The sequence below is a fragment of the Vibrio sp. 2-Bac 85 genome, from assembly GCF_037546705.1.
Lineage (GTDB): Bacteria > Pseudomonadota > Gammaproteobacteria > Enterobacterales > Psychromonadaceae > Psychromonas.
Map to the genome: position 1 here is coordinate 85,454 of NZ_JALAAB010000019.1, position 22,613 is coordinate 108,066.

20 protein-coding genes are annotated in these 22,613 nt (G+C 37.0%); 10 read left to right on the top strand and 10 right to left on the bottom strand.

Annotated elements, in window-relative coordinates; translation table 11 throughout:
• Positions 1 to 27 precede the first annotated feature (27 nt).
• Positions 28 to 1,851, bottom strand: coding sequence for a vWA domain-containing protein (locus tag MT390_RS16895; protein WP_499442268.1), 1,824 nt, complete (start codon positions 1,849 to 1,851; stop codon positions 28 to 30).
• A gap of 306 nt (positions 1,852 to 2,157) precedes the next feature.
• Between MT390_RS16895 and MT390_RS16900 the strand changes: the two genes are divergently transcribed.
• Positions 2,158 to 3,354 carry an MFS transporter gene (locus tag MT390_RS16900; RefSeq protein ID WP_166369926.1) on the top strand — a complete coding sequence of 399 codons (1,197 nt, stop codon included), beginning with the start codon at positions 2,158 to 2,160 and terminating at the stop codon, positions 3,352 to 3,354.
• Between the two features lie 86 nt (positions 3,355 to 3,440).
• Here the strand turns inward: MT390_RS16900 and MT390_RS16905 are convergent, their stop codons facing one another.
• Together MT390_RS16905 and MT390_RS16910 are read right to left on the bottom strand one after the other, a co-directional pair.
• Entirely contained in the window at positions 3,441 to 3,854 is a 414-nt protein-coding gene (locus tag MT390_RS16905) for a GFA family protein (RefSeq protein ID WP_166369924.1), read from the bottom strand.
• Positions 3,855 to 3,946: 92 nt separating this feature from the next.
• Positions 3,947 to 4,348, bottom strand: coding sequence for an NUDIX hydrolase (locus MT390_RS16910; RefSeq protein ID WP_499442270.1), 402 nt, complete (start codon positions 4,346 to 4,348; stop codon positions 3,947 to 3,949).
• Positions 4,349 to 4,500: 152 nt separating this feature from the next.
• On the opposite strand from MT390_RS16910, the gene MT390_RS16915 reads away from it, so the two are divergent.
• Positions 4,501 to 5,289 (top strand): hypothetical protein, encoded by a 789-nt coding sequence (locus MT390_RS16915; RefSeq protein WP_499442271.1) that lies wholly within the window; start codon positions 4,501 to 4,503, stop codon positions 5,287 to 5,289.
• Positions 5,290 to 5,409: 120 nt separating this feature from the next.
• Here the strand turns inward: MT390_RS16915 and MT390_RS16920 are convergent, their stop codons facing one another.
• The 4 genes from MT390_RS16920 to MT390_RS16935 all read right to left on the bottom strand — a co-directional run bounded on the left by MT390_RS16920 (position 5,410) and on the right by MT390_RS16935 (position 8,670).
• Positions 5,410 to 6,057: a LysE family translocator gene (locus tag MT390_RS16920; RefSeq protein ID WP_499442273.1), complete on the bottom strand. Its 648-nt coding sequence runs from the start codon at positions 6,055 to 6,057 to the stop codon at positions 5,410 to 5,412.
• A 169-nt stretch (positions 6,058 to 6,226) separates the two neighbouring features.
• Positions 6,227 to 6,757: a redoxin domain-containing protein gene (locus tag MT390_RS16925; RefSeq protein WP_166369916.1), complete on the bottom strand. Its 531-nt coding sequence runs from the start codon at positions 6,755 to 6,757 to the stop codon at positions 6,227 to 6,229.
• 168 nt (positions 6,758 to 6,925) lie between these two features.
• Complete coding sequence (locus MT390_RS16930; protein ID WP_499442274.1) at positions 6,926 to 7,501, bottom strand: YceI family protein; 576 nt, start codon at positions 7,499 to 7,501, stop codon at positions 6,926 to 6,928.
• Between the two features lie 533 nt (positions 7,502 to 8,034).
• The gene (locus MT390_RS16935) at positions 8,035 to 8,670 is read right to left on the bottom strand and encodes an SGNH/GDSL hydrolase family protein (RefSeq protein WP_499442276.1); all 636 of its coding nucleotides are present in this window, start codon (positions 8,668 to 8,670) and stop codon (positions 8,035 to 8,037) included.
• Positions 8,671 to 9,228: 558 nt separating this feature from the next.
• Between MT390_RS16935 and zwf the strand changes: the two genes are divergently transcribed.
• From zwf to gnd, 3 genes are read left to right on the top strand one after another with little or no spacing between them, the layout of a single operon-like run.
• Positions 9,229 to 10,725, top strand: a complete 1,497-nt coding sequence (zwf, locus tag MT390_RS16940; RefSeq protein WP_499442278.1) for a glucose-6-phosphate dehydrogenase — start codon at positions 9,229 to 9,231, stop codon at positions 10,723 to 10,725.
• A gap of 1 nt (position 10,726) precedes the next feature.
• Positions 10,727 to 11,464, top strand: a complete 738-nt coding sequence (gene pgl, locus MT390_RS16945) for a 6-phosphogluconolactonase (protein WP_499442280.1) — start codon at positions 10,727 to 10,729, stop codon at positions 11,462 to 11,464.
• Entirely contained in the window at positions 11,454 to 12,902 is a 1,449-nt protein-coding gene (gene gnd, locus MT390_RS16950; protein ID WP_499442295.1) for a decarboxylating NADP(+)-dependent phosphogluconate dehydrogenase, read from the top strand. The genes pgl and gnd overlap by 11 nt, the downstream gene beginning before the upstream one ends.
• A 108-nt stretch (positions 12,903 to 13,010) precedes the next feature.
• Here gnd and MT390_RS16955 read toward each other — a convergent pair whose 3' ends face one another.
• The 3 genes from MT390_RS16955 to MT390_RS16965 all read right to left on the bottom strand — a co-directional run bounded on the left by MT390_RS16955 (position 13,011) and on the right by MT390_RS16965 (position 16,234).
• A complete protein-coding gene (locus MT390_RS16955) occupies positions 13,011 to 13,631 on the bottom strand; it encodes an HAD family hydrolase (RefSeq protein WP_499442282.1) in 621 nt (206 codons plus the stop codon).
• 507 nt (positions 13,632 to 14,138) lie between these two features.
• Positions 14,139 to 14,489 (bottom strand): Imm51 family immunity protein, encoded by a 351-nt coding sequence (locus tag MT390_RS16960; RefSeq protein ID WP_499442284.1) that lies wholly within the window; start codon positions 14,487 to 14,489, stop codon positions 14,139 to 14,141.
• Between the two features lie 410 nt (positions 14,490 to 14,899).
• A complete protein-coding gene (locus MT390_RS16965; RefSeq protein WP_499442286.1) occupies positions 14,900 to 16,234 on the bottom strand; it encodes a ferredoxin reductase family protein in 1,335 nt (444 codons plus the stop codon).
• A 458-nt stretch (positions 16,235 to 16,692) separates the two neighbouring features.
• Between MT390_RS16965 and MT390_RS16970 the strand changes: the two genes are divergently transcribed.
• The 5 genes from MT390_RS16970 to MT390_RS16990 all read left to right on the top strand — a co-directional run bounded on the left by MT390_RS16970 (position 16,693) and on the right by MT390_RS16990 (position 22,549).
• Positions 16,693 to 17,169 (top strand): response regulator, encoded by a 477-nt coding sequence (locus tag MT390_RS16970; protein WP_166369900.1) that lies wholly within the window; start codon positions 16,693 to 16,695, stop codon positions 17,167 to 17,169.
• A gap of 142 nt (positions 17,170 to 17,311) precedes the next feature.
• Positions 17,312 to 18,733: an SLC13 family permease gene (locus tag MT390_RS16975; protein WP_499442287.1), complete on the top strand. Its 1,422-nt coding sequence runs from the start codon at positions 17,312 to 17,314 to the stop codon at positions 18,731 to 18,733.
• A 191-nt stretch (positions 18,734 to 18,924) separates the two neighbouring features.
• Positions 18,925 to 19,305 (top strand): hypothetical protein, encoded by a 381-nt coding sequence (locus tag MT390_RS16980; protein ID WP_299664147.1) that lies wholly within the window; start codon positions 18,925 to 18,927, stop codon positions 19,303 to 19,305.
• Between the two features lie 314 nt (positions 19,306 to 19,619).
• Complete coding sequence (locus MT390_RS16985; RefSeq protein WP_499442289.1) at positions 19,620 to 21,254, top strand: diacylglycerol kinase family protein; 1,635 nt, start codon at positions 19,620 to 19,622, stop codon at positions 21,252 to 21,254.
• A 296-nt stretch (positions 21,255 to 21,550) separates the two neighbouring features.
• Complete coding sequence (locus tag MT390_RS16990; RefSeq protein ID WP_499442291.1) at positions 21,551 to 22,549, top strand: mechanosensitive ion channel family protein; 999 nt, start codon at positions 21,551 to 21,553, stop codon at positions 22,547 to 22,549.
• Positions 22,550 to 22,613 lie beyond the last annotated feature (64 nt).

The window sequence follows — 22,613 nt, forward strand, 5'->3', positions numbered from 1 at the left end:
ACCCTTTTATAATCTGAATCCAAGACCTTATTGTAAAGCTTCTGCTGTTCTTACTAGCTGAATAAATTCAGCTCGGTAACCAAAAAGATCTTCACCTTTACTCTCTAAGGCTAATTTTATGACATCTTGATACTGCCATTGCCCAGTGTATTTTGCACCTTTTAATAGTTGTGCAAAACCGGCAACTGCACTAGCAAACTTAAAGTCATCACTTGCTGATGTCGGTTGGTCTTCGAGCATCACAGCTTGAGTTATTAATTGACTAACTTCGCTATTAGGCTGTTTGTAACGTACTTTCACAAATGCTAATTCTTGGTTGTTTGGCTGATTGTTTGGCTGATTTTGAGACTGACCTTTTAGTGAGTCAGTTTGATAACGCGATGCATCTATGTATTTATGATGTGTGTTACTTAAGGTAATTTCATATAACGCAGTAACCCTATGACCGGCTCCTAACTCAGCCGCGTCAACCTTATCATTATTAAAATCTTCACGGGCTAATAAACGATTTTGATAACCAATTAATCGATATTCAGCAACTTGCTGTGGATTAAACTCTACTTGAATTTTCACATCTTTAGCGATTATCTGCATGGTACTACTGATTTCATCAACTAATATTTTGCGTGCCTCATTAATATTATCAATGTAGGCATGTTGACCATTTCCAATCTGCGCTAATTGCTCCATCAATGCATCATTATAATTCCCCTGTCCAAAACCTAAGGTTGTTAAAGCAATGCCTGACTCACGTTTTTTGGCGATCATCTCTTTTAACTTATCAATTGATTGAGTACCGACATTAAAATCACCATCGGTAGCTAATATCACTCGATTCACGCCCCCTTCTTTATAGTTTTTTTGTGCTATTTGATAGGCAAGTTCAATACCTTGTGCGCCATTGGTTGATCCACCCGCAGCTAATTTGTTAAGCGCATTAGTAATCGTTTGTTGATCACTTCCAGCGGTAGCTGGCAATACAACTCCTGCAGCACCGGCATAAACCACAATCGCTACGGAGTCGTTTTCATCAAGCTGCTTAGTCAGCATCGATAAACTTGTTTTAAGCAAAGGTAATTTATCTGCGGCATTCATTGACCCAGAGACATCCAATAAAAATACTAAATTAGCAGATTTTAGGTCAGATTTTGCTATCTCAAATCCCTTAATACCTATTTTTAATAATTGTCGTTGATTATTCCAAGGAGCATTAGCGACTTCCGTATGTACTTTAAACGGACTATCGATATCGGTAGGTGCACTGTAATGATAATTAAAATAATTAATGAATGCTTCCTCACGTACCGCATCTGTAGGAGGCAACTGTCCATGATTAATAAAACGACGCATATTACTATAACTGCCACTATCAACATCAATTGAGAATGTAGACAATGGTTCGCTTTTAACCTGTTTAACAGGGTTTGAAAGTGAACTTAAATAATGCTCATTATTATCTTGTGTAATGGTAGATTGTGTAATGGTAACTTCTGGATTGGTTATTGGTGGCTCAATCATCTTCGATAAAACCGTTGAATCGACTATTGCCATATCACTTAACTGCATGGATTGAAGGCGAGATTGTTTATGCATTAATTGTTCTGCATGCGACTTAGCAGCTTGGGACTCAGTAGCTTGGTATACGGCGGTATCTTCAATCGCCATTTTTTCCAGCTCAAGTAATTCAATAGGAACTGTTTTTTCGTTGCCTTTAACATTCTCTTTCACATTGCCCATATTGGGTTGATTACAGGCAGTTAAAGTACATAAAATAGCGCCACTCAATACAGTTAAACGGTATTTTTTCATGCTATGAGTTGCTTGTGAGCTTTGTTGTAAGTTGTTCATCATATTATCACCTTTAATATCACTTTTTATGTCAATAGACGTTTCATCAACCTCTGCGATTGATGGTTAATAAACCTTTGTTATTGATATAAACGGATGACTTGTAAAAGTGGGGTTAAATAAATAAAAATAATTTCATACAAGCAACAACAAGCAGATTTTTTATCTGTAGCTATGCATTAAATCTCTACTTAAATAACCATTATTTTAAATCATTTTCACTCAACTATTTAGTGACGATTAGATGCGTTTAATTACTATTATCTGTTATCATCTGCGCTCTTTTTTTTATAATAATAGAGTCTGATTATGCATTCCATTTCGCCTCAACGGTCCCGACTTGCTTCTGCTATTCTAATTATTGGTATTTTATTTATTGCCGCTAATTTACGTGCGCCAATTACCGGTATTGGCCCAGTGTTAGATCAAGTTATTAATAGTTTTAATCTAAGTGCTTCTCAAGCTGGTATGTTAACCACATTACCTTTACTCGCATTTGCGATTGCCTCACCTGTTGCCACTACCTTAGCCAAGAAACAAGGTCTTGAAATTTCATTATTTATTGCATTGTTATTGATTGGGTTAGGGTTAAGCTCTCGTTTGATTGATTCGGTGATATTGCTTTACATTGGCACCGCGATAATCGGTGTTGGTATCGCCATTGGTAATGTTTTATTACCCAGTTTAATTAAGCGTGACTTTCCACATAAAGTAGCAGTGATGACTTCGGCTTATGTGCTAGCAATGGGTATTTTTGCCGGCAGTTATTCAGCACTGATTATTCCACTTGCGGCTTATCAGGATTTAGGTTGGCAGATTGCTTTGGCTTGTTTTGGGTTAGTCACCTTATTCAGCGCACTTATTTGGTTACCGCAATTAAAATTACATACCAAACCGACTAAAGACCTCACCCAAGCACTTTCGCCAGGAAGAATTTGGCACCATGCCTTAGCGTGGCAAATAACACTATGTTTAGGACTGAATTCCTTCTTTACCTACATAATGATTGCGTGGTTACCCAATATATTGATGGAAGGTGGGCATGATGCACAGCAAGCGGGAGTGTTACATGGCACTTTTCAACTTGCTTCTGCTGTACCCGGGATCATTTTGATTCCCCTGCTATCAAAACTAAAAGATCAACGAGTGTTGGCGTTATCATTAGCGATATTAGGTTTTATATGTGCATTAGGATTATTATACCTACCGGAATTTGCTTTTGTTTGGTCGATAACAATGGGGTTTTGTTCAGGTGCTATTTTTATCCTCGGACTATCATATATTAGTTTACGCACCCATCATTCAGGACAAGCAGCCTCACTATCGGGAATGGCGCAATGTATAGGCTATCTACTAGCAGCGATAGGACCAATGCTTGCAGGTTTATTACATTCTCAATTTGATAGCTGGACTCCAGTATTGTGGTTATGCGCATTATCCAGTTTATTATGTGGTGTTTTTGGTTATTTGGGTGGACGTAACATCACCTTCAATGAACATCTTTAATCAGATTGGATTAATATGATACAAGCCCTAACTTATAGAGCTCTCATCAAGTTAGAGATAGGTTTAGGCTTGTAAGTAAAACTATTTTATTTAGGTATTGATGTCTCAAAGGCAGGAATATCCGCTAATGCCTTCAACCATGGAGCTGCAGAACGACACCATATTTGTGCTTTTGGCGTCAACAACTCACGTTGTTCAATCGCACCTAGGCGTAAACCATAGATTTTATCACCCTCACCGACCGATGTTGCATACAATGTTGTTGCACAGTTTTCACAAAAACCTTGCGCTCGCTTATTACCACTTTCCGCTGTCTTAACGTATTCTTTAGGCTTTTTTCCGATAAAAGTAACTGCATTGGGTAATGACATTACCGCACTTCTAAAAGGTCCACTGGACATCACCTGACAATCACTACAGTGGCAACTTACTACTTTAGTTTCATCTATTTCTGCGTGGTAAACGATATCACCACAGTGACACTTTCCTGTAATTTTCATAATATTTCCTAACTAATCTTATTTGATGGAAGCTATTAAAACAGATCTTCGCTTAAAAGTATCTGCATAAAATTTGCAAAAAGATCAATGTCTTATTGTATTAAATTCTGATTCTTAAGCCATTGCATTACTTGAATAGATCCCAAGGAACAACGCGATTTATTTTCAAAGTCGATAAATGCGATCTCAGCTATTTCAGATTGAGCACAAAGCTGTCCTTCAAAATCAGCAAAATAACAGGTTAGTTTCACAACCGCTTCAGCCTTTTCGCCATCGGCAGGTGCTTCAAATGTGCCGGCGTATTGAATCGAGTCGGCTATGATATCAACAGAAACTTCTTCTTTTATTTCCCTAATCAATGCTTGTTGATCAGATTCACCTATTTCGCGTTTACCACCGGGTAAATAAAAAAGACTTTTATCTTTAGAGCGTGCATTAAGTAATTTCCCATCAACGATCATCAACCAAGCAAGCTTATCGATTACTTTTTTCATATTATTACCCATTAATTATTTTTGATTCGCTACTTTACACGCCAAGGTTAAAAATATCTAAAACTCCCTTCACGTATAGTGCTTTTAAATCATTATGATCAATGCTATAAACTGATTTAAATATAAAATTAAGATACTTAAAAGGACTTATTGTGAAAAAAATATTATTACTAACTTGCCTACTCCTATCATCAAAAAGCTATGCTTTGGAGCTAGCTAAATATCCTATTGAACTCAGTTCAAGAGAAGGTGTTAATGTTGTTATCGCACCGACAACAGATAAAAAACAAGCATTAATAAAAATCACCGGTATTAATCATGAGATTGACGGCATTACATTTCTGACTGATTTTAAGCCTCATGGAAGTAATAACGCATACAAATATACCTATGATGGTACCGAGCGCGGCTTAGTCAGTGTGGGAGACAGTTATGGTTGTTGCTCGTACACACTGTATATACCGGATACCCGTGACGGCATGTATTTATCAAAAAAAGAACAGTCTGATCCAGTTATAGTCGCCGATTTAAAAGCGCAGTACGAGCAGCAATTAAAGCAAGGCACACAAGCTAAACTGGCTACTTTTAATCGTCAGAAGCACTTGAATTATCAGCAACAGAAAGTCGCTGAAGCCAATACTGATATTAATAAACAGTGCGGGCTAGCAATAAAAACAAACGTGGAATGGACTGCTATCGATGATAAAACCTTGCAGCAATATGCTGTAGGTGCTTTTTGTGCTCAAGTTGCCGAGCAAATGGCTTATATGTGTAAAAATGATCAAACCTTTAAAACTCAGTTTGCACAATTTAATAACATTGAATGTGAATTTGGTAATACGCTAAAACTACGTCAAAATAATAAAACTCTAACCTTCAAAACTGCGCCTAAAGCACCTAATCAAGGTAAGTTTATTGAAGCCTATTTACTCAATTTATAGTTATTAGCTTTTAGTTATTATTAGTACTGATTCAGTTGAGGTTAATTGTTTAGTAAAACCGGCCTCAACTGAATGCTTTAAATAATCAGTATGCTCATTACTGTTCGAATAGTTTTATACTTACCCTTTCCTATCGAATCCAGCAGAAGCCGCTAATGCGCCGCCTAATGTAATAAAAACACTACCAACAACACGGTTAATAATGTTCATGGTACGAGGCTTAGCTAATAATGGACTTATTTTGGACCCTAAACCCGCATACATAAACATAGAGCTACAATCGATTAAAAACCAAGTGCTGGCTAATACAATATATTGTTCAACTTGAGGTAATTGTGCATCCATAAAACTTGGGAACAAAGCGATAAAAAACAGCAGATCTTTAGGGTTACTAATACCAACCATAAACCCTTTACGAAAAAGTGTAACACTGGAATAAGAGACTAATTTAGTGTTTATTGTAGTCTCAGATGGAAGGTCAATTTTACCTTCTTTCCATGCACTCCAACCTAAATAGATCAAATACAGCGCACCAAGCATTTTGATAACAAAAAAGAGATGTTCTGAAGCGGCCAAAATAGCGCCAAGTCCAACTGCTGAAATACTCATCAAAATAAGAGCGGCTATTGCGCCACCTAAAATAGTAGGGATTGTTTTCTTGTTGCCAAACTTAACACCATCAGCAATACATAATAGCGCCGATGGTCCAGGGCTGAATATCAATATACTAATCACACTGATATAAACTAACCATGTACTCCATTCCATAAAGACCTCGTTAATAATAAGCTTTATAGGCTTATCAACTAAAATAATAGCAAACAGAAAAATAAAAAGACTAAAACAATAAGGGCTAAAAAAAAGAAAGTGCTTTCTTTTATTTTAGCCCTATTTTTCTAGTTTAAACTAATACAAACTATACCGTTATACTCGTTTATTAATGTGTTCCACGAATTGGATAATCATTTTCAGGCGCTTTAATAAACTCTAACCCACCCGCTAAAACAGCTAAATCAGGTCGACTGAATGGACCATTTGAAATATCTACTAGCTGTACTTGGCCTTTAGTATTAATAACAAACAAACCTGGTTCAGCAAAAGCATGATCCGTCTCTTTTTCAGAACGAGGGTCTGAAATATAGACACCCAAAGCTTTCATTTGCTCAATGCTCAAACCATGGTAGATAGGAAAGCTTATTTCTAAAGCAGGTAATTGCATTTCAAGCTGTTCTTTACTGTCTGCCGAAACGGCAACAATTTCTACTCCGTTAGCTGCAAACCTTTCTTTATAAGTTTCTAATAAGTTCAGGTATTTAGTACATAATGGGCAATGCTTTCCACGATAAACTACCACCATTCTCCAATCTGCATTTGCACTAATCTGGCTGATATCAACCGCTTCACCGTCAATACTTGTAACCACGGTACTCGGAAATAGCGCACCAGCTTGCATTGTTGAATGTGTCATTATATTTCTCCTAATTAGTTAAATTCTAAATTGTAAAATTTCAAGATTTTCGTTGTGTTAAACAACATGAAAATAGCCGATTATGAATCAGTCCATATAGACTTTGTAATTCAATTCAATAACCAACTGTTTGCTTGTAACGATAAGTAGAACGGAATTTCGACGTTTTTATTGCACAAAAATGAGGTTAAATGTTACCGGAACGGCAGTGCTAATTGATGGCAGCTTAGCAACTTCCCGCAATTGCTCGATGCCTTTCTCTAATCCAAAACTACTTGCATTAATAACAACCGGTCTTATCGAGCTAACCAATAATTTTCCATCATTAAGTTTAACCACTTGTACTTCGTTTGATACTTCCTGTGAAGCCCCATGCAAGTCGAGGTCTAACTTAACGGTTTCAATATAGCTATCGCCTACATTTAAGTGCGCAACTTTCTCTATATCAATAGCACCGCTAACTTTTGCTTTTGAAAATGTTGATGTTTCAAATAACATCGCTTTAACTCTATCATTACGAATACCAATATTCGTTTCTGCACTAGTAAGATCAATATTGAGTTCAACTGCGCCAGTATCGCTTATAGCGCCAGTGAGCTTTTTAAAGTGATGTACTTCGGCCGTTTGTGAACTTTTTACAGAGACAAAATTGACGCTAGATTCATTCCCTTGCAGTTGCCATTTTGCAAAAGCACTAGGTGATAAAAAAACAAGTAGCAATGCGACGCTCGATATAATTTTCATGAAAAACTCCATTAATTTTTAATTATGATAAAAAAACCTACAGACACCATCGCCTCAACATCTTTGTTAAGTTGCATAATACCGATTGTAATCATTGAATCATAAATTCAACACAATAAGTAAAAGTCCATATTCACGGTGGATATGCGACATTAATATTGCTATCAACGTGCGCGACCACAATATCAAAGATAATTATTTAATCAAACAGTTAAAAAATGTCGGCCAATTGAAAATAAGCCTTATTGAAAAAATTTATAAAAATTTATAAAAATTTATAAAAATTTATAAAAATTGATAGAGGTTGGTAACGGTTGAGGGCTATTGGATTCTGTGGAGAAATTTAGCAATCAGTAAAAAGCGACAACTATAAATTACAATCGAACAGCTTGGCCTAATAGCATGGTGGGGAAGTGGCACTCTGATTAACACTAAATCAGGAGAAAACAGCGCCACTCTTTTAGTCGCTTCTATCAAATGATTAAGAATTAATAGCGAACCTTACTAGTGAGTGTTAGTAGTGAGGGACTGCGCTAGATATCATGACTAAAAATAGCTTGAATCACTGGCACTAAGGCATTAGCAAAAAGTTTATGTTGCTCTACATCCCAATGAATTCCCTCTTTATTACATGAGGTAACGACGCTACCTGCATCAAAGAAGCTACACCCTAGTTTTTCTGCGCTACGTTGATAGTATTCTGCTAAGGATAAGGATTTAGCAGTCCCACCTGCAAACATATCAGCGAATTCACCAACCTCATAAATAGGAGGAGGAGAGATCAATAAAACTTTAGGTGCCTTTTTTTTGCAAGCAGTGTCAAATTTATGTACCGTTTCAACTAACACAGACACACCGCGTGAAATGTCATCGGGAGACAGGCCAAAACGATGCTTTAAATCATTGGTACCGAGCATGATCAGCACCAAATCAGGCACATGAGATTCTAAACATGGACGTAAATATTGCAGTCCATTTCGGCCAGCATTAAAAGGATCATCATGCACAGTTGTACGCCCAGGTTGCCCTGCCTCAATAACTTCAAAATGAGCAGGAAGCGCGTTTTTTAATAAGCTTGTCCACCTTTCAGTTAAATCATAACGTCGATCCTCATCGGGTACTGTTCCCCAAGTATTTGAATCACCAAAGCATAGTATTGTTTTCATCATTATCACCGTCGTCATTTTATAAAATGAAATTCATTAATCATACCCGTTATCATCCAAGATGCAAAAATCAGCAAGAAGAGAATTGAACAAGTTCAAGGCATAAGGTTGAAGATATAGGATTGAATATATAACGTTTAAAATCAATACCCTATAAAAATTTAATCACTAAAATGAAGATAATCACCTTGCGGTTCACTAACTAGAAAACCAATACTGCATTGTAACATTCGATAAGGATTGACCATTGTCGTCATGTCCAAGGCCCGAGTTAGCGACTGAATAATGCATATTGATGGGTAACGAGTAGATGTTGATAATAATTTATTATAAAAAAGATCCTTGCTAAACAAAACATGTTTAGAATATGGTATCTCAGTAAACAGTCTATAGAAGCAAAACTTTATGTTTTAAACAGTGTCCATATCATTGGCTGTTAATCAAACAAAAAATTGTTTAACACTAAGTTAAAGTTTAAACACAAAAATGAAATCTATATCCGCGATAACCTAATAATCAGATTTTTTAATCTTTTTCGCCTATTTAAATAAGGATAGATTAATGTTAACTCTTGATAATAACTGCATTGTGATTTTTGGCGCATCTGGCGACCTGACACAACGCATGTTAATACCCGCCCTTTTTAAGCTTTATATGCTAAAAGAATTACCAACCTCATTTGCTATTATCGGGGTCAGTAGAAGTGATTATAGTGACCAGAGTTTTCGAGATAAGTTAATTAAGCATATCGAATCTGACCCTGATGTTGATCAAGCAGCACTGGATAAATTCTCTAAACACTTATTTTACCAAGCGATAGATCCTGCTAAAGTAGATCAATATGCAGTCCTTAAAGAGCGTATTGAATCCTTAGAGACACAATTAGAAATACCAAGTAATACCCTCTATTATCTTGCAACACCACCTAGTCTTTACTCCGTCATCCCTAAAAATCTTGCTGCGCATGGCATGAATAAAGAAGATAACGGATGGAAACGCTTAGTTATTGAAAAACCCTTTGGTTATGACCTTGAATCTGCAATAGAACTGGACAAAAGCTTATATCAAGACTTTACCGAAAAACAACTTTATCGCATAGACCATTACCTAGGCAAAGAAACAGTACAAAACATGTTAGTTTTACGCTTTGCAAATAGTATTTTTGAACCTTTATGGAATGCTAAATATATCGATTATATCGAAGTCACTGGCGCAGAAGATTTAGGCATAGGAACACGTGGAGGTTACTACGATAATTCTGGTGCAATGCGCGACATGATCCAGAATCATTTATTACAAGTGATCGCAATGGTCGCAATGGAACCGCCAGCAGTGATTAACGCCGATTCAATGCGTGATGAAGTTGTCAAAGTTTTGCAATGCCTAAAACCTCTCACCGACCATGACCTAAAACATAACCTAGTGTTAGGGCAATATACAAAATCACATGTGCGTGGTAAATGCTTATCAAGCTACCGAGAAGAAGAAGGTGTACCTAATGATTCTCGTACTGAAACCTATGTAGCATTGAAGATGTTTATCAAAAATTGGCGTTGGGACGGAGTGCCATTTTATGTACGTACCGCTAAACGCATGCCTACTCGTGTTACTGAAGTAGTTATTCACTTCAAAAAAACACCACATCCGGTTTTTTCAGCAAACCCACCAGATAATAAACTGATCATTCGTATTCAACCCGATGAAGGTACTTTACTTACTTTTGGTTTAAAAAAACCAGGGTCTGGTTTTAACACCGAGGAAGTTTCCATGGACTTCCATTACAAAAACTTAAAAAACACACAACTATTAACCGCTTATGAGCGCTTATTATTGGATGTTGTAAAAGGTGATGCGACCTTATTTTCTAGAAGTGATGCCGTTCACGCCTGTTGGCAATTTGTGCAACCTATTCTTGATTATAAAAAACAATCCTTTGATCTTTACGGTTATGCCGCAGGGACATGGGGGCCGATTGAGGCAGAAGCGCTGTTTGAAAAAGATCAAACATGGCGTTCTCCTTGTAAGAATTTAACTGATACTGACTACTGTGAGCTTTAATGTGAATAATATAATTTTCAATTCCACTCAAGCATTGCTTGATAAACTTGCGACTGATTTACAACAACTCAGTCTTAGTGAGCATAAAATCCATATCTCTTTATCGGGAGGTTCTACGCCTAATCTGTTATTTGATTATATAGCAAGTTCCGATTACGCAAACACCATCAATTGGCAGCAATTGCATTTTTGGTGGGGTGATGAACGCTGTGTTGCCCCTGACCACGAAGAAAGTAATTACGGTCAATGTAAACAACGTTTATTTGATCATATCGATATACCAGCAGAAAATGTTCATCGTATTAAAGGTGAAAACCCTCCCGCTGAAGAGGAGCTGCGCTATGCTCAAGAGATACAAGACATAATCCCTTGCGGTGATGATAATATTCCACAATTTGATTGGATCATTTTAGGAATGGGGGGAGATGGACACACAGCATCTATTTTCCCAGGGCAAACTAATTACGAAGAAACCAACTTAACTTTTATTGCAACACAACCGCAATCTGGTCAACTACGTATCTCTAAAACTGCACATTTAATAGAGCAGAGTAAACGCATTACTTATTTAGTGATGGGCGCGAGTAAAGCTGAGATGATTTATACCATAAATACTCAAGCAAACAGTGGGGACATCTACCCTGCAGCTCATATTTCAACTAAATCAGGATTAACCGAGTTTTATTTAGATCCAGAATCCGCAACACTATTACAAAAAGGAAACAATGATGAATGCTGATATCGCAGTCATAGGCCTAGCCGTGATGGGGCAAAACCTAATTTTAAATATGAATGACCATGGTTTTAAAGTGGTTGCTTATAATCGTACCGTGTCAAAAGTTGATCAATTTTTAGCATCAACAGCAAAAGATACCAATATTGTTGGCGCACACTCCTTAGAGGAAATGATGAGCTTATTAGCAGCACCGCGTAAAATAATGTTAATGGTGCGAGCTGGTGACGTTGTTGATCATTTTATAGATGCCCTACTGCCACTCCTAGATAAAGGAGATATTATCATTGATGGCGGTAATTCTAATTATGTTGACAGTAACCGCCGTGTTCAAAAACTAAGCGAGTTAGGCCTTCATTTTGTAGGTGCAGGTGTTTCAGGTGGTGAAGAAGGTGCGCGCTTTGGCCCCTCTATTATGCCAGGTGGCGACATTAAAGCGTGGCCGCATATCAAACCTATCTTCCAAGGTATTTCTGCAAAAACAGATCAAGGTGAACCTTGTTGTGATTGGGTAGGTAATGCTGGCTCAGGCCATTTTGTAAAAATGATCCATAACGGTATCGAATACGGTGATATGCAGTTAATCAGTGAAGCTTATCACTTCATGAAAGAAGCATTATTGATGTCACATGAAGAGATGGAAGCCACCTTCCGTGAATGGAATGAAACAGAGTTAAATAGTTACTTAGTAGAAATAACCATACAGATTCTGGCCTTTAAAGACACTGATGGCGAACCACTGGTTGAAAAAATCATGGATACCGCAGGGCAAAAAGGTACCGGTAAATGGACAGGAATTAATGCCCTTGACCTAGGTATCCCTTTAACATTAATTACTGAATCTGTTTTTGCGCGTTACTTATCTTCTATTAAACAACAACGTGTTGAAGCAAGTAGCTTATTTAACAAATCTATTTCGCCTATCAAAGAAGATAAAGCAAAATGGATTAATGCACTACGTGATGCACTGTTAGCGAGTAAAATCATCTCCTATGCACAGGGCTTTATGCTGATGAGACAAGCATCGGACGAAAATAATTGGGAGCTAAATTACGGTAACGTGGCATTAATGTGGCGCGGTGGTTGTATTATACGTAGTGCATTTTTGGGTAATATTCGAGATGCCTTTGCGACACAACCTGAACTCAACTTCCTAGGCTTAGACCCTTATTTTAAAGATATTCTAGAACGTTGTTTACCAGCATGGAGAGACGTCGCATCTAGCTCTCTGCAGATTGGCCTACCAATGCCATGTATGACCTCTGCATTAACCTTTTTAGATGGTTACACGACGGCGCAATTGCCAGCGAATATGATCCAAGCACAACGAGATTATTTTGGCGCGCATACCTTTGAGCGAATAGATAAACCTGCTGGTGAGTTCTTCCATAACAATTGGACAGGACATGGAGGTGATATTTCTTCCACCACCTATGATGCTTAAATAACCTTAACCGCACTCAAGTTTAAGGTAGCAACGCCATAAGCAAAGGCGTTAAATCATCGAGTATGTTGATGATTTAACGCCTTATTATTTGCACATCAATCATACTTAAAGTTTGCCAATCAATTCCGACATATGTTGTACTTGCAACATCGCAAGCGGACTTTGTTCAACTACATTAGGTGCGTAATAAACACTCTTCATCTGGGCTGCATTGGCTGCCTGTAAACCGACTAGACTATCTTCAATCACATAACAATTAGCCGGGTCAACCTGCATGGTTTCTGCTGCATGTAAAAATAAACCTGGGTCAGGCTTCCAAGAGCCGACTTCATAGGCGCTGAATATTTTACCTTTAAAATACTTATACAACCCTGTCACCCGTAGTGCCTGTTCTATTTTCATTCTAGGGGCTGATGAAGCAATACAATAGGGAATACTCAGCGATTCAATTAACTCAATAACACCTTGATTAGGGGTTAAGTGAAGGTCAAAAAGTTGAGCTACTTTCTTTCTATATTCAACTTCGAAATTATCAGGAAAGGTGGTTGAAAATACTGCCTCTAAGCTCGACATGATCACATTAAGCTTAACACCTCGATACTCAGCAACAAGTTGTTCAGCACTTGCCTCAATATCTAATTCTGCCAGCTGTTGCTGCATCGCTAGGTTACAGAGAAACTCACTGTCGACCAATGTTCCATCACAATCAAAAATCACTAAATCCATAACACCCTCATGATCACTTTATAAAAAGAATTAGATACTCACCTATTTATAACTACCGAACTTACAACAACTTATCTTATAGCCACTTACCTTACAATGGCTTATCTTATAGCTACTTACCTTATAACAACAACCTTACATCACTTTACAAATGACAAAAGTAACATTAAAAGGCGAACAATAATAATTGGCAGGAAGAGTCTGGATGAGTAATAGTTAAGTTTATCGCAGTTATATTGCTGCGCAGTTACATTGCAGCATAGTTAACTGAATAAATAACTGAATAGAACGTGAATAGAAAGTTAAAAAATTGAATAGAAAGCCGAATACATAGCAGAACAGTTCACTGTATACATAGAGTACGTAACTAAATACCTGACTCACAGGTGGCTAAGAATCATTGTTAATAAGAATAGCAGGGAAGGTGAGCAAATAGTAAACAAGTAATAATTCGCTATTTACTCAATATTATCTCTTGATAATCAAATATTTTATTTAAAGAGTCTTTCAAACGGATGCGTTAGGTACAAAGTCATACTGCGCATAACGTTCAATAAAAGTATCTAAACGCGCATCATCATCATAAAACTCAGACACCATTTCAGCTACGTCATGCAATGCATCTCTATCTTGGCTGCGAATACAAAACATATCATGGTCGCTACACAGCGTTAATTTTGCTAAAAGATCGGGGTTTTTCTCGGTTAACATATTTTCAATTACCATTCCCCAGTCATCGCTATCACCTAAAAAATCATGAGACTCAAATGCTTTCCATTTTAAGTCCCCCAAGGTCAAACTGTGTATTTTTTGGAAACTTGAAAATAAAAAAGGTTGAAAAGCATTCGGTTGTTTCATAATAAATCTCTTTAATAAACACGGTTGATTTGAACTTCATCCTAGCCCTAAAAATGATAAAAAATAATGCTATGCATCATACTTTTGTATTTAATAATTTATATAACCCTCAGAATGAATAGGTTTTATTGATGAGCAAGTAATCTCATGCGAATTGGACTGTACTAGCGAATGTTTATAGCGACCGACTCATGTTTGTAACCGCCAAAGACCTTTGACAACACTTCCATAATCACGCTAACACCTTGATTTTGTTTTTTAATGTACGAGTTTAGGTGTATGAATTTAAGTGTATCAATTAGAATAAATTACTATTAATACACTCATCAAAACATGTAGCAGCAGTATTACTACTGTAAATAATTAACTACTACTGCAAATAATTAATTACTACTGCAAATAATTAACCACTAACGCATCTGAAATAACTCATAATGAAATTTACTTTTGCTTAATCCAAGCTCATCAAATGCATGCTGCAATGCACTAGAAAAAGATTGAGGCCCACAAAACCAAACATCTGAATCCGCCCAATCCATTGCCATTTCAGTGATCTGTTTAGCATTTAAAAATCCCTGCTTATTCACATCCCAAAAGTGTAATTTAACATTTGCTTGTTTAGCTAATGAGCTAATGTATTGAATAAAAGTAGGATCAGGGCTTTGCGTACAATAAAACAGATCCACAGAGCAAGACTGTTCTGTATTCGCCAGCGCTTCCATTCTCGCAGTAAAGGCAGCGATACCAATTCCCCCTGCAACCCAAATTTGATGACCGGTTTTAGATTTAAAGTTAAAACAACCGTAAGGGCCTTCTAATGTGACCGGATCACCCACTTTAATGCTGCTATTAAGTCTATCCGTAAAATCGCCAATCGCTTTAATATGAAAACGCACAGAACCCGATGAGTTTGGCATACTCGCAATAGTAAATGGATGTGGTTCTTGCCCCAAAAATGTAACAAAAGCAAACTGCCCAGGTTCATGACCAGGCCATTGCTTTGAAGTCCCCACGCAGAGACTTAATACGTGGTTACTTTTATAAAAGTGAAAGCTTTCAATATGGCCCTGTATTTTATTTTTTTGTCCAATATTACCTATTAAGCTTTGTATTGCAGCCCAACAACCGATGACGATTAATAACCCAACAAACCAGCCTATAGGTTGCTGCCAATAACTAAACTTCACTAATACTAAACTATGAAATACAAACAATAGATAAACAACGGACATTAGTTTATGTGTTGTCAAAAATATTGGGTAACTGATCTTTTTGAATAAGGCGATAGCAATCAATAGTAGCAGCACATAAAAACTCCACTCACCTACCGATTCTGCGGAATGACGTAAGCTATGTAATAGCCCTTCAAATGAAGATGCATCAATCGTTGACAGCATTCGCCCTTTTCCACCAGGCTTATCTAATAGCCCCCAGTTGACCAAATATTTTGAACCTTTAGTCCAAAACCAATGGATAAGAATAAACACCAAACTACTTATGCCTAACCATTTATGTAAACGATATGACTTATCTAAACCATTTAATAACTTTTCTAAGGGCTTTAAACGCAGTGCTAGCAGCATAATAATGCTCATCGTAGCCATTGCTAAAATACCACTATACTGCATCAATACTTTACGAATGGGAAAGTAAGACCAGGGAAGTAATTGAAAATTTTCGGCTAATACCCATAACAGGGTCAATGAACCAAAAAAAACCGGTATAAACCATTTTATTCTACGCATAACCCTCGCCTTCTAAGAACTTAAATAAGGATTGTAATAGCGACTTAAATAGGCGCTCAAAATGACGCAATTCACCTACTATTACCATGGTTATACTATAGCAAATAAATAGTTCTCAAATATGAATTAAATGTGGATTTAAGCACTAATAATCCAACTGGTAAAAACGCTAAAACACCTTTTAAAGACGCCCTTATCAAACTCAACTAAAAGATATAGCGATCCTGCCTTTACTTGATCTGAACACCTATTTCGACTGTTGAGGCTATGCTATACCTTTGTCCATATCTTTGTTAACGCTTAGATATGAACATCGTTTTGTTAGCGCTAATTACCTTACTATTGAAGATCGTTACTTTTTATTTTACTGGAGCTAATTACTTTTTTATTGGAGTGAATGACTTTTTGTTTTATTAGCAATGATTACTTTTATTGATGGCTGTGTAGGAGGAATTAAAATGGAAAAAATTAATATTATTTGCGTTGACGATGATCGCGAAATCCTAGAGGCCGTCAATCGAGACCTTAGCTTTTTTAGTGAAATGTTCACGATCAAAGAGTGCCAATCTGCAGAGCAATGTGAGCAATTATTAGAAACCTTCGATGCTCAGCAAGAATATGTCGCTTTAATTATTTCAGGGCATTTTTTACCCGTTAAATCAGGCGTTGCATTATTAACAGAAGTAGCAACCGACAATCGCTTCATTGGCACTAAAAAAATTCTGCTTACGGGCCATGCCACACAAGCAGATACTATCAAAGCGATTAACAGCGCCAAGGTTGATGGCTTCTTAGCCAAAACCTGGGACTCTGACGAGCTAATTCAAATGGTGAAGGAGTTATTGACACAATTCATCCTTGAAAAAGGAATTGACTATGAACCTTTTATAAAGAAACTCGATGCCCCTACTCTGTATCGATTACTTAAATCATAAATTTTACTGCATTAGTTTTTGATAATAACGAGTTCGTAATAACAGTAGACAATAAAATAACGCGAGGGTACAAACAGAATTACTTCAATAGCTTAACATTAACATCAACGTAAATTGGATCGCTTTGTGGGAGGCATATTAAATGATAAAAAAAAACTTGAAGTACATTCTGCCTATTTTATTGCCCTTAATTATTATTTTATTACCCGCAAATAGCTTTGGACTCGCTGGTTTAACATTAGTAGAGCAACGTGTGATGGCTATTTTTGTAATGGCTGCTTTGTGCTGGGTCTTGGAGCCGATTCCAATTTACGCCACTTCCGTGTTAATTATTGTATTAGAATTGCTGCTTATTTCCGATCACGGATTATGGTTTGCCACCAATGACACACCACAACTGCAAGGGCATTTACTTAGCCAAACTGACATTATGGCCACCTTCGCATCACCGATTATCATGCTTTTTCTCGGTGGTTTTTTCTTAGCTATTGCCTCGACCAAATATCGTTTGGATATTAATTTAGCCCGCGTACTGTTGCGCCCATTTGGCCACCAGCCTAAATATGTAATGCTTGGAATAATGTTGATCACCGCTGTTTTTTCAATGTTTATGAGTAATACCGCAACCACCGCTATGATGCTATCTATTTTAACCCCAGTGTTAGCATTATTTGGTGATAAGGACATGGGTAAGATAGCCTTTGCATTATCGGTTCCTGTTGCAGCTAACATCGGCGGTATCGCCACGCCTATTGGTACACCACCTAATGCGGTCGCGCTTAAATACTTAGTCAATGAAAACAGTGTTAGCTTTGCAGAATGGATGGCAATGGGTGTGCCCTTTGTTGCGGTGATGTTATTGCTAGCTTGGTTGTTACTAAACCATCTATTTCCTGCTTCCGTTAATGCCATAAAACTAGATATCGAAGGCACATTTTTAAAAACGCCCAAGGCTTGGCTCGTTTATGGAACCTTTTTATTAACCATCATATTATGGTTACTAGGAGACTTGCATGGAATGAGCTCTTACGTAGTTGCTATGTTACCCGTCGCCATATTCTCTATTTTTAATATCATTAGTAAGGAAGACTTAAAGCATATTTCCTGGGATGTTTTATGGCTTGTTTCCGGCGGCATAGCCTTAGGTTTAGCATTAGATAAAACAGGACTGGCCGCACGCACCATCGAAGCGATTCCATTCCATCACTTTCACCCATTAGTGCTGATTGTTGGCGCTTCTATGTTGTGTTTATTGATGGCTAATTTTATGTCTAATACAGCTAGTGCTAACCTGCTATTACCTTTAGTTGCCACATTAGGTGCATCGATGCATTCATTACTTCCCTATGGCGGTCAAATGGTCCTCATATTATCAGTAACCTTTGCAGCCTCTTTAGGTATGTCTTTACCCGTCAGTACACCACCTAATGCTCTCGCTTATGCTAGTGGACATATAAGAAGTTCTCAAATGCTTAAAGTAGGAGTGATATTAGGGATTAGTGGTTTATTAATCAGCTTTTCTATGTTTTTTGTACTGCATCAATTGGGCGTTATTATTAACTAATTACATTCATCTTTATTGTTATTGTTAAAAGAAAAGGGCCAGTAACAATCAGCATTATGGCCTATTACAAAATCATCATTATTTTTTTAACTTTCATCAACGATACAGCTCAAAATTACTGGTTTTAAATAAATCAACTATGTAAGGTATTGGACTCAGTATTGTTCAGGAGCTTAGAATAGGAGCTAAAAGTGAACGGAATCTTTTGTGGTTATTACGATCAAGAAATGGAACAAGATGTTCCGTTGCAGCCGACCTTAAATGAAGCGTTACATTTTTTTAGAAACTTTCAATGGGAGAATAAACAACCAACATCCACGATGAAAATGTTAATGTTACAAATTCCAGAGCTTGACGATACCTCTTTACAGATTTCTAGCTTAGAGAAAGATAAATGGATTATTTCGGCCAAGGTTTCTCAACGCCGACGCTTTTTAGGCCCCTTTTTTAAACAAGATGTTTTTAGTCTTTTTATGGATAAAAATGCACTTGAAACAGAGAATTTAATCCGTGATTTTTACCAACATTCATTAAGTGAATTTATTCAGTTATTAAAAGACAATAACCTCTGACTTTCTCAGATACCAAGAAGCTAAAAAACTCCCGACAATAGCTACAACAAATACGACAGCAACTAAAACAAAAACAAAAACAACTTACCAATTTAAGCACCACCATTGCCATTGTAATCGAGCAGTATTAACAATCACTCATGTAAAATTTACACAACCAGTTTAAATTTTCATTTAGAAAAAACAATAAAACAATATTTATCAGTAAGTTAAAGTTTGGTACGGCCTTTGCAAATACACTCAATTATTGATTGCTTTGATAGATGGGTGCGCCCCTCTGGTAATGCTATCGTTTTTTCATAAGGGGATTAGTAATGCCTATTTATTTTTATTACATCGCATTAACCTTCATTTTTGCTTTATTGGGTTATTTCAACACTTTTTTACTGTCTTTTATTTTATATTGGATCAGTGCCTCTCTCGCCGTTATTTCAATTGCTTACCTGATTAAGATGCCCAGTATATTTAGAAAAAATAGCGATGGACGCATTCCCCTCTATATCAATGTTTTATTATGGCCATTTATTGCAGGTGTTTATATTTATAATGGCATTGCCAGGAGGCTGGATAAGACCCCTAAAATACATAAAGTAGGCAAAGGTTTATTCGTCGCAACGCGTTTAAATACACAAGACTTTATATCCGGAGACATCAGTGATATTCATGCAATTGTAGATATGACCGCTGAATTTAGTGCCTTAGATTGGGGAAGTACTGCATTAGAACTAGATTATTTGAATATTCCAACATTAGACCATCAAACACCGGATCTCGATTCTTTACAGCAAGCAATCACTTGGATCGACAACCATATTAATGACGATAACAACGTAGTGGTTCACTGCGCTTTAGGCAGAGGACGTTCGGTATTTGTTGCCGCGGCTTATTTATTAGCAAAAAATCCGGACTTAACCGTTCGAGAAGTATTAGATAACATATCAAGTGTGCGAACCCAGGCAGGCTTAAACAAAAAACAGTTAAGACGCTTAGCGCAATATCGAGAACAGAAAAGCCTTAATACTTATCCAACGGCTTGGTTAATTGTAAATCCGGCTGCAGGTGGTGGGAAATGGGAGCAATATAAAGTCGATGTTATCAATCAACTTAATAAACACTTCTCATTAACAGTAAGAGAAACAACCACAACAGTATCCGCTAAACACTATACCGAACAAGCGCTGGCGGCTAAGACTTCGACAGTCATTGCTGCGGGAGGAGACGGCACTTTAAGAGAAGTTGCTGAAGAGGTGGTGAATACCAATATCACATTTGGTTTTTTACCTATGGGCACCGCGAATGCATTAGCCCACCATTTATACGGCCACCTGTCTAAAATAACCCCCGTTGAGCTTGCGCTATCACACATATGTAATAAGCAAACAGTTAAAATTGATACAGCAAAATGTAATGGTAAAACGGCGCTGTTATTAGCAGGGATTGGTCTTGAATATGACATGATCAATTTTGCAGACAGAGAAGTAAAAGATGATAACGGGCAATTTGCATATTTAAATGGTTTTTGGAAAGCCTATTCAGAGGGAAAAACCTATCATGTTGATGTCGCCTTTGATGATCAGGATTTTACCCCTATCGAAACCACAAGTTTTGTAGTTGCTAATGCCGCTCCCGTAACAAGTTTGCTAGCACAAGGTAACGGTGCACCTAACATTCAAGACGGTTACCTTGATGTTACATGGATTAACTCAACACAACAGGTAGGCAGTAAATTAATGGGGTTAGGTGAATTGATTTCAGCTGGATTGAGCTTTAATAATGACCAACCAAGGCCAGTAGATAGTGAACAAAATATTCGGGCTAAGCGTGTTAAAAAAATAAAAATCAATAGTAAAGAAACGATTAAATACGTCATTGATGGTGAATTATTTGAAAGTGATACGCTCAATATTTGTATTAACCCCAGTGCGTTAACGGTTTTTTTAAAACAATAAAAATAACAGCGCTTAGTGAACCTGTTCACAATAGGAAATAACACTTAGCGCTTTTACTTCAAGCCCCCTTCCATCAGCGCAACAGTCATTGCACTTAACTCTATATTATCCTCAGCAAAGAAGATGCGGCTCTAGGAATAACTGACAATTTTTTTTGTAAAATTTACTATTTCGCTTTTTGAAACCCATCAAAAAACCAATAAATTAAATAATATCAGCAAGTTAAGTTCGGGCCTAAAATTTGCAGTGTAATTTGTATGTATGAGTTTTATGTATGATTTTTCTAGGAGTACGACGTGGACTTATTAAATATTGATCAATATTGGAAGCTGATTGAAGAAAAGCTAAATACTTGGATAGAGACAGGTATTCAGCATATACCCAATTTAATCGTGGCAATTATCTTTATTATTTTCTTCTCTTTATTCGCACGTATTGCCGGTAATGTAATGCGTAAAGTATTAAGGCGCGCATTTGACTCCCACCAAATAGCTGATTTAATCACAGCGATTCTTAAAACCTGCTTAATATTGATGGGTATTTTCATTTGCTTAGACTTTGTTGGCTTAAAAGGTACAGTCACCTCGTTATTAGCGGGTGCAGGGATAATAGGTTTGGCAATCGGTTTTGCCTTCCAAGATATGACTGAAAATCTAATTGCCGGCATTGTAATGGGTATACGAAAACCATTTAAAATCGGCGATATAGTCGAAGCTGATGGTGTATTTGGAACTGTTAAAACCATTAACTTACGTAATACCTTAGTTGAAACATTTTTTGGCCAACTAGAAATCATCCCTAACAAAATATTGTTCAGAAATATATTAACCAATTACACAGTGATTGGAGAAAGACGTATTGAAGTCCCCGTTTCAATTTCCTATGCAGACGATCCCGACCAAGCTGCGAAGCTGTTAGTTAACGCATTAAATGAATGTGACTTTGTGATCAAAAAACAGGAAACCAATGTATACGCTGAAAGCTTTGGAGATAGCGCTATTAATTTATTAGTGTGGTTTTGGATTGATTACCCAGGCCAAACAGGCTTCATGGCAGCAAGACACCAAGCTATTTCTGTTATTAAAAATACGCTAGAAGAAGCTGATATCTTGATCCCATTCCCTATTCGTACACTGGATTTTGCAATTAAAGGGGGAAAACAGTTAGGTCAGCTATTAACTGAACAAACTGATGCTGAACAAGTTAACGACAAACAAAGCGCTACATCAACTAACGAAACGCATAATAAACAGACTCATGCAGATGCTAAATCAAACACGACAAATAATTACTAAGTAATCTAATCGTTAATATCTAGTCGTTAATAATACCAAAAGAATTTAATTTGTGATCAGATTC

Coding starts and splice junctions, on each gene's coding strand:
- MT390_RS16895 (WP_499442268.1), bottom strand. CDS start 1,851: ATGATGAACAACTTACAACAAAGCTCACAAGCAACTCATAGCATGAAA.
- MT390_RS16900 (WP_166369926.1), top strand. CDS start 2,158: ATGCATTCCATTTCGCCTCAACGGTCCCGACTTGCTTCTGCTATTCTA.
- MT390_RS16905 (WP_166369924.1), bottom strand. CDS start 3,854: ATGAAAATTACAGGAAAGTGTCACTGTGGTGATATCGTTTACCACGCA.
- MT390_RS16910 (WP_499442270.1), bottom strand. CDS start 4,348: ATGAAAAAAGTAATCGATAAGCTTGCTTGGTTGATGATCGTTGATGGG.
- MT390_RS16920 (WP_499442273.1), bottom strand. CDS start 6,057: ATGGAATGGAGTACATGGTTAGTTTATATCAGTGTGATTAGTATATTG.
- MT390_RS16925 (WP_166369916.1), bottom strand. CDS start 6,757: ATGACACATTCAACAATGCAAGCTGGTGCGCTATTTCCGAGTACCGTG.
- MT390_RS16930 (WP_499442274.1), bottom strand. CDS start 7,501: ATGAAAATTATATCGAGCGTCGCATTGCTACTTGTTTTTTTATCACCT.
- MT390_RS16935 (WP_499442276.1), bottom strand. CDS start 8,670: ATGATGAAAACAATACTATGCTTTGGTGATTCAAATACTTGGGGAACA.
- zwf (WP_499442278.1), top strand. CDS start 9,229: ATGTTAACTCTTGATAATAACTGCATTGTGATTTTTGGCGCATCTGGC.
- gnd (WP_499442295.1), top strand. CDS start 11,454: ATGAATGCTGATATCGCAGTCATAGGCCTAGCCGTGATGGGGCAAAAC.
- MT390_RS16955 (WP_499442282.1), bottom strand. CDS start 13,631: ATGGATTTAGTGATTTTTGATTGTGATGGAACATTGGTCGACAGTGAG.
- MT390_RS16960 (WP_499442284.1), bottom strand. CDS start 14,489: ATGAAACAACCGAATGCTTTTCAACCTTTTTTATTTTCAAGTTTCCAA.
- MT390_RS16965 (WP_499442286.1), bottom strand. CDS start 16,234: ATGCGTAGAATAAAATGGTTTATACCGGTTTTTTTTGGTTCATTGACC.
- MT390_RS16970 (WP_166369900.1), top strand. CDS start 16,693: ATGGAAAAAATTAATATTATTTGCGTTGACGATGATCGCGAAATCCTA.
- MT390_RS16975 (WP_499442287.1), top strand. CDS start 17,312: ATGATAAAAAAAAACTTGAAGTACATTCTGCCTATTTTATTGCCCTTA.
- MT390_RS16985 (WP_499442289.1), top strand. CDS start 19,620: ATGCCTATTTATTTTTATTACATCGCATTAACCTTCATTTTTGCTTTA.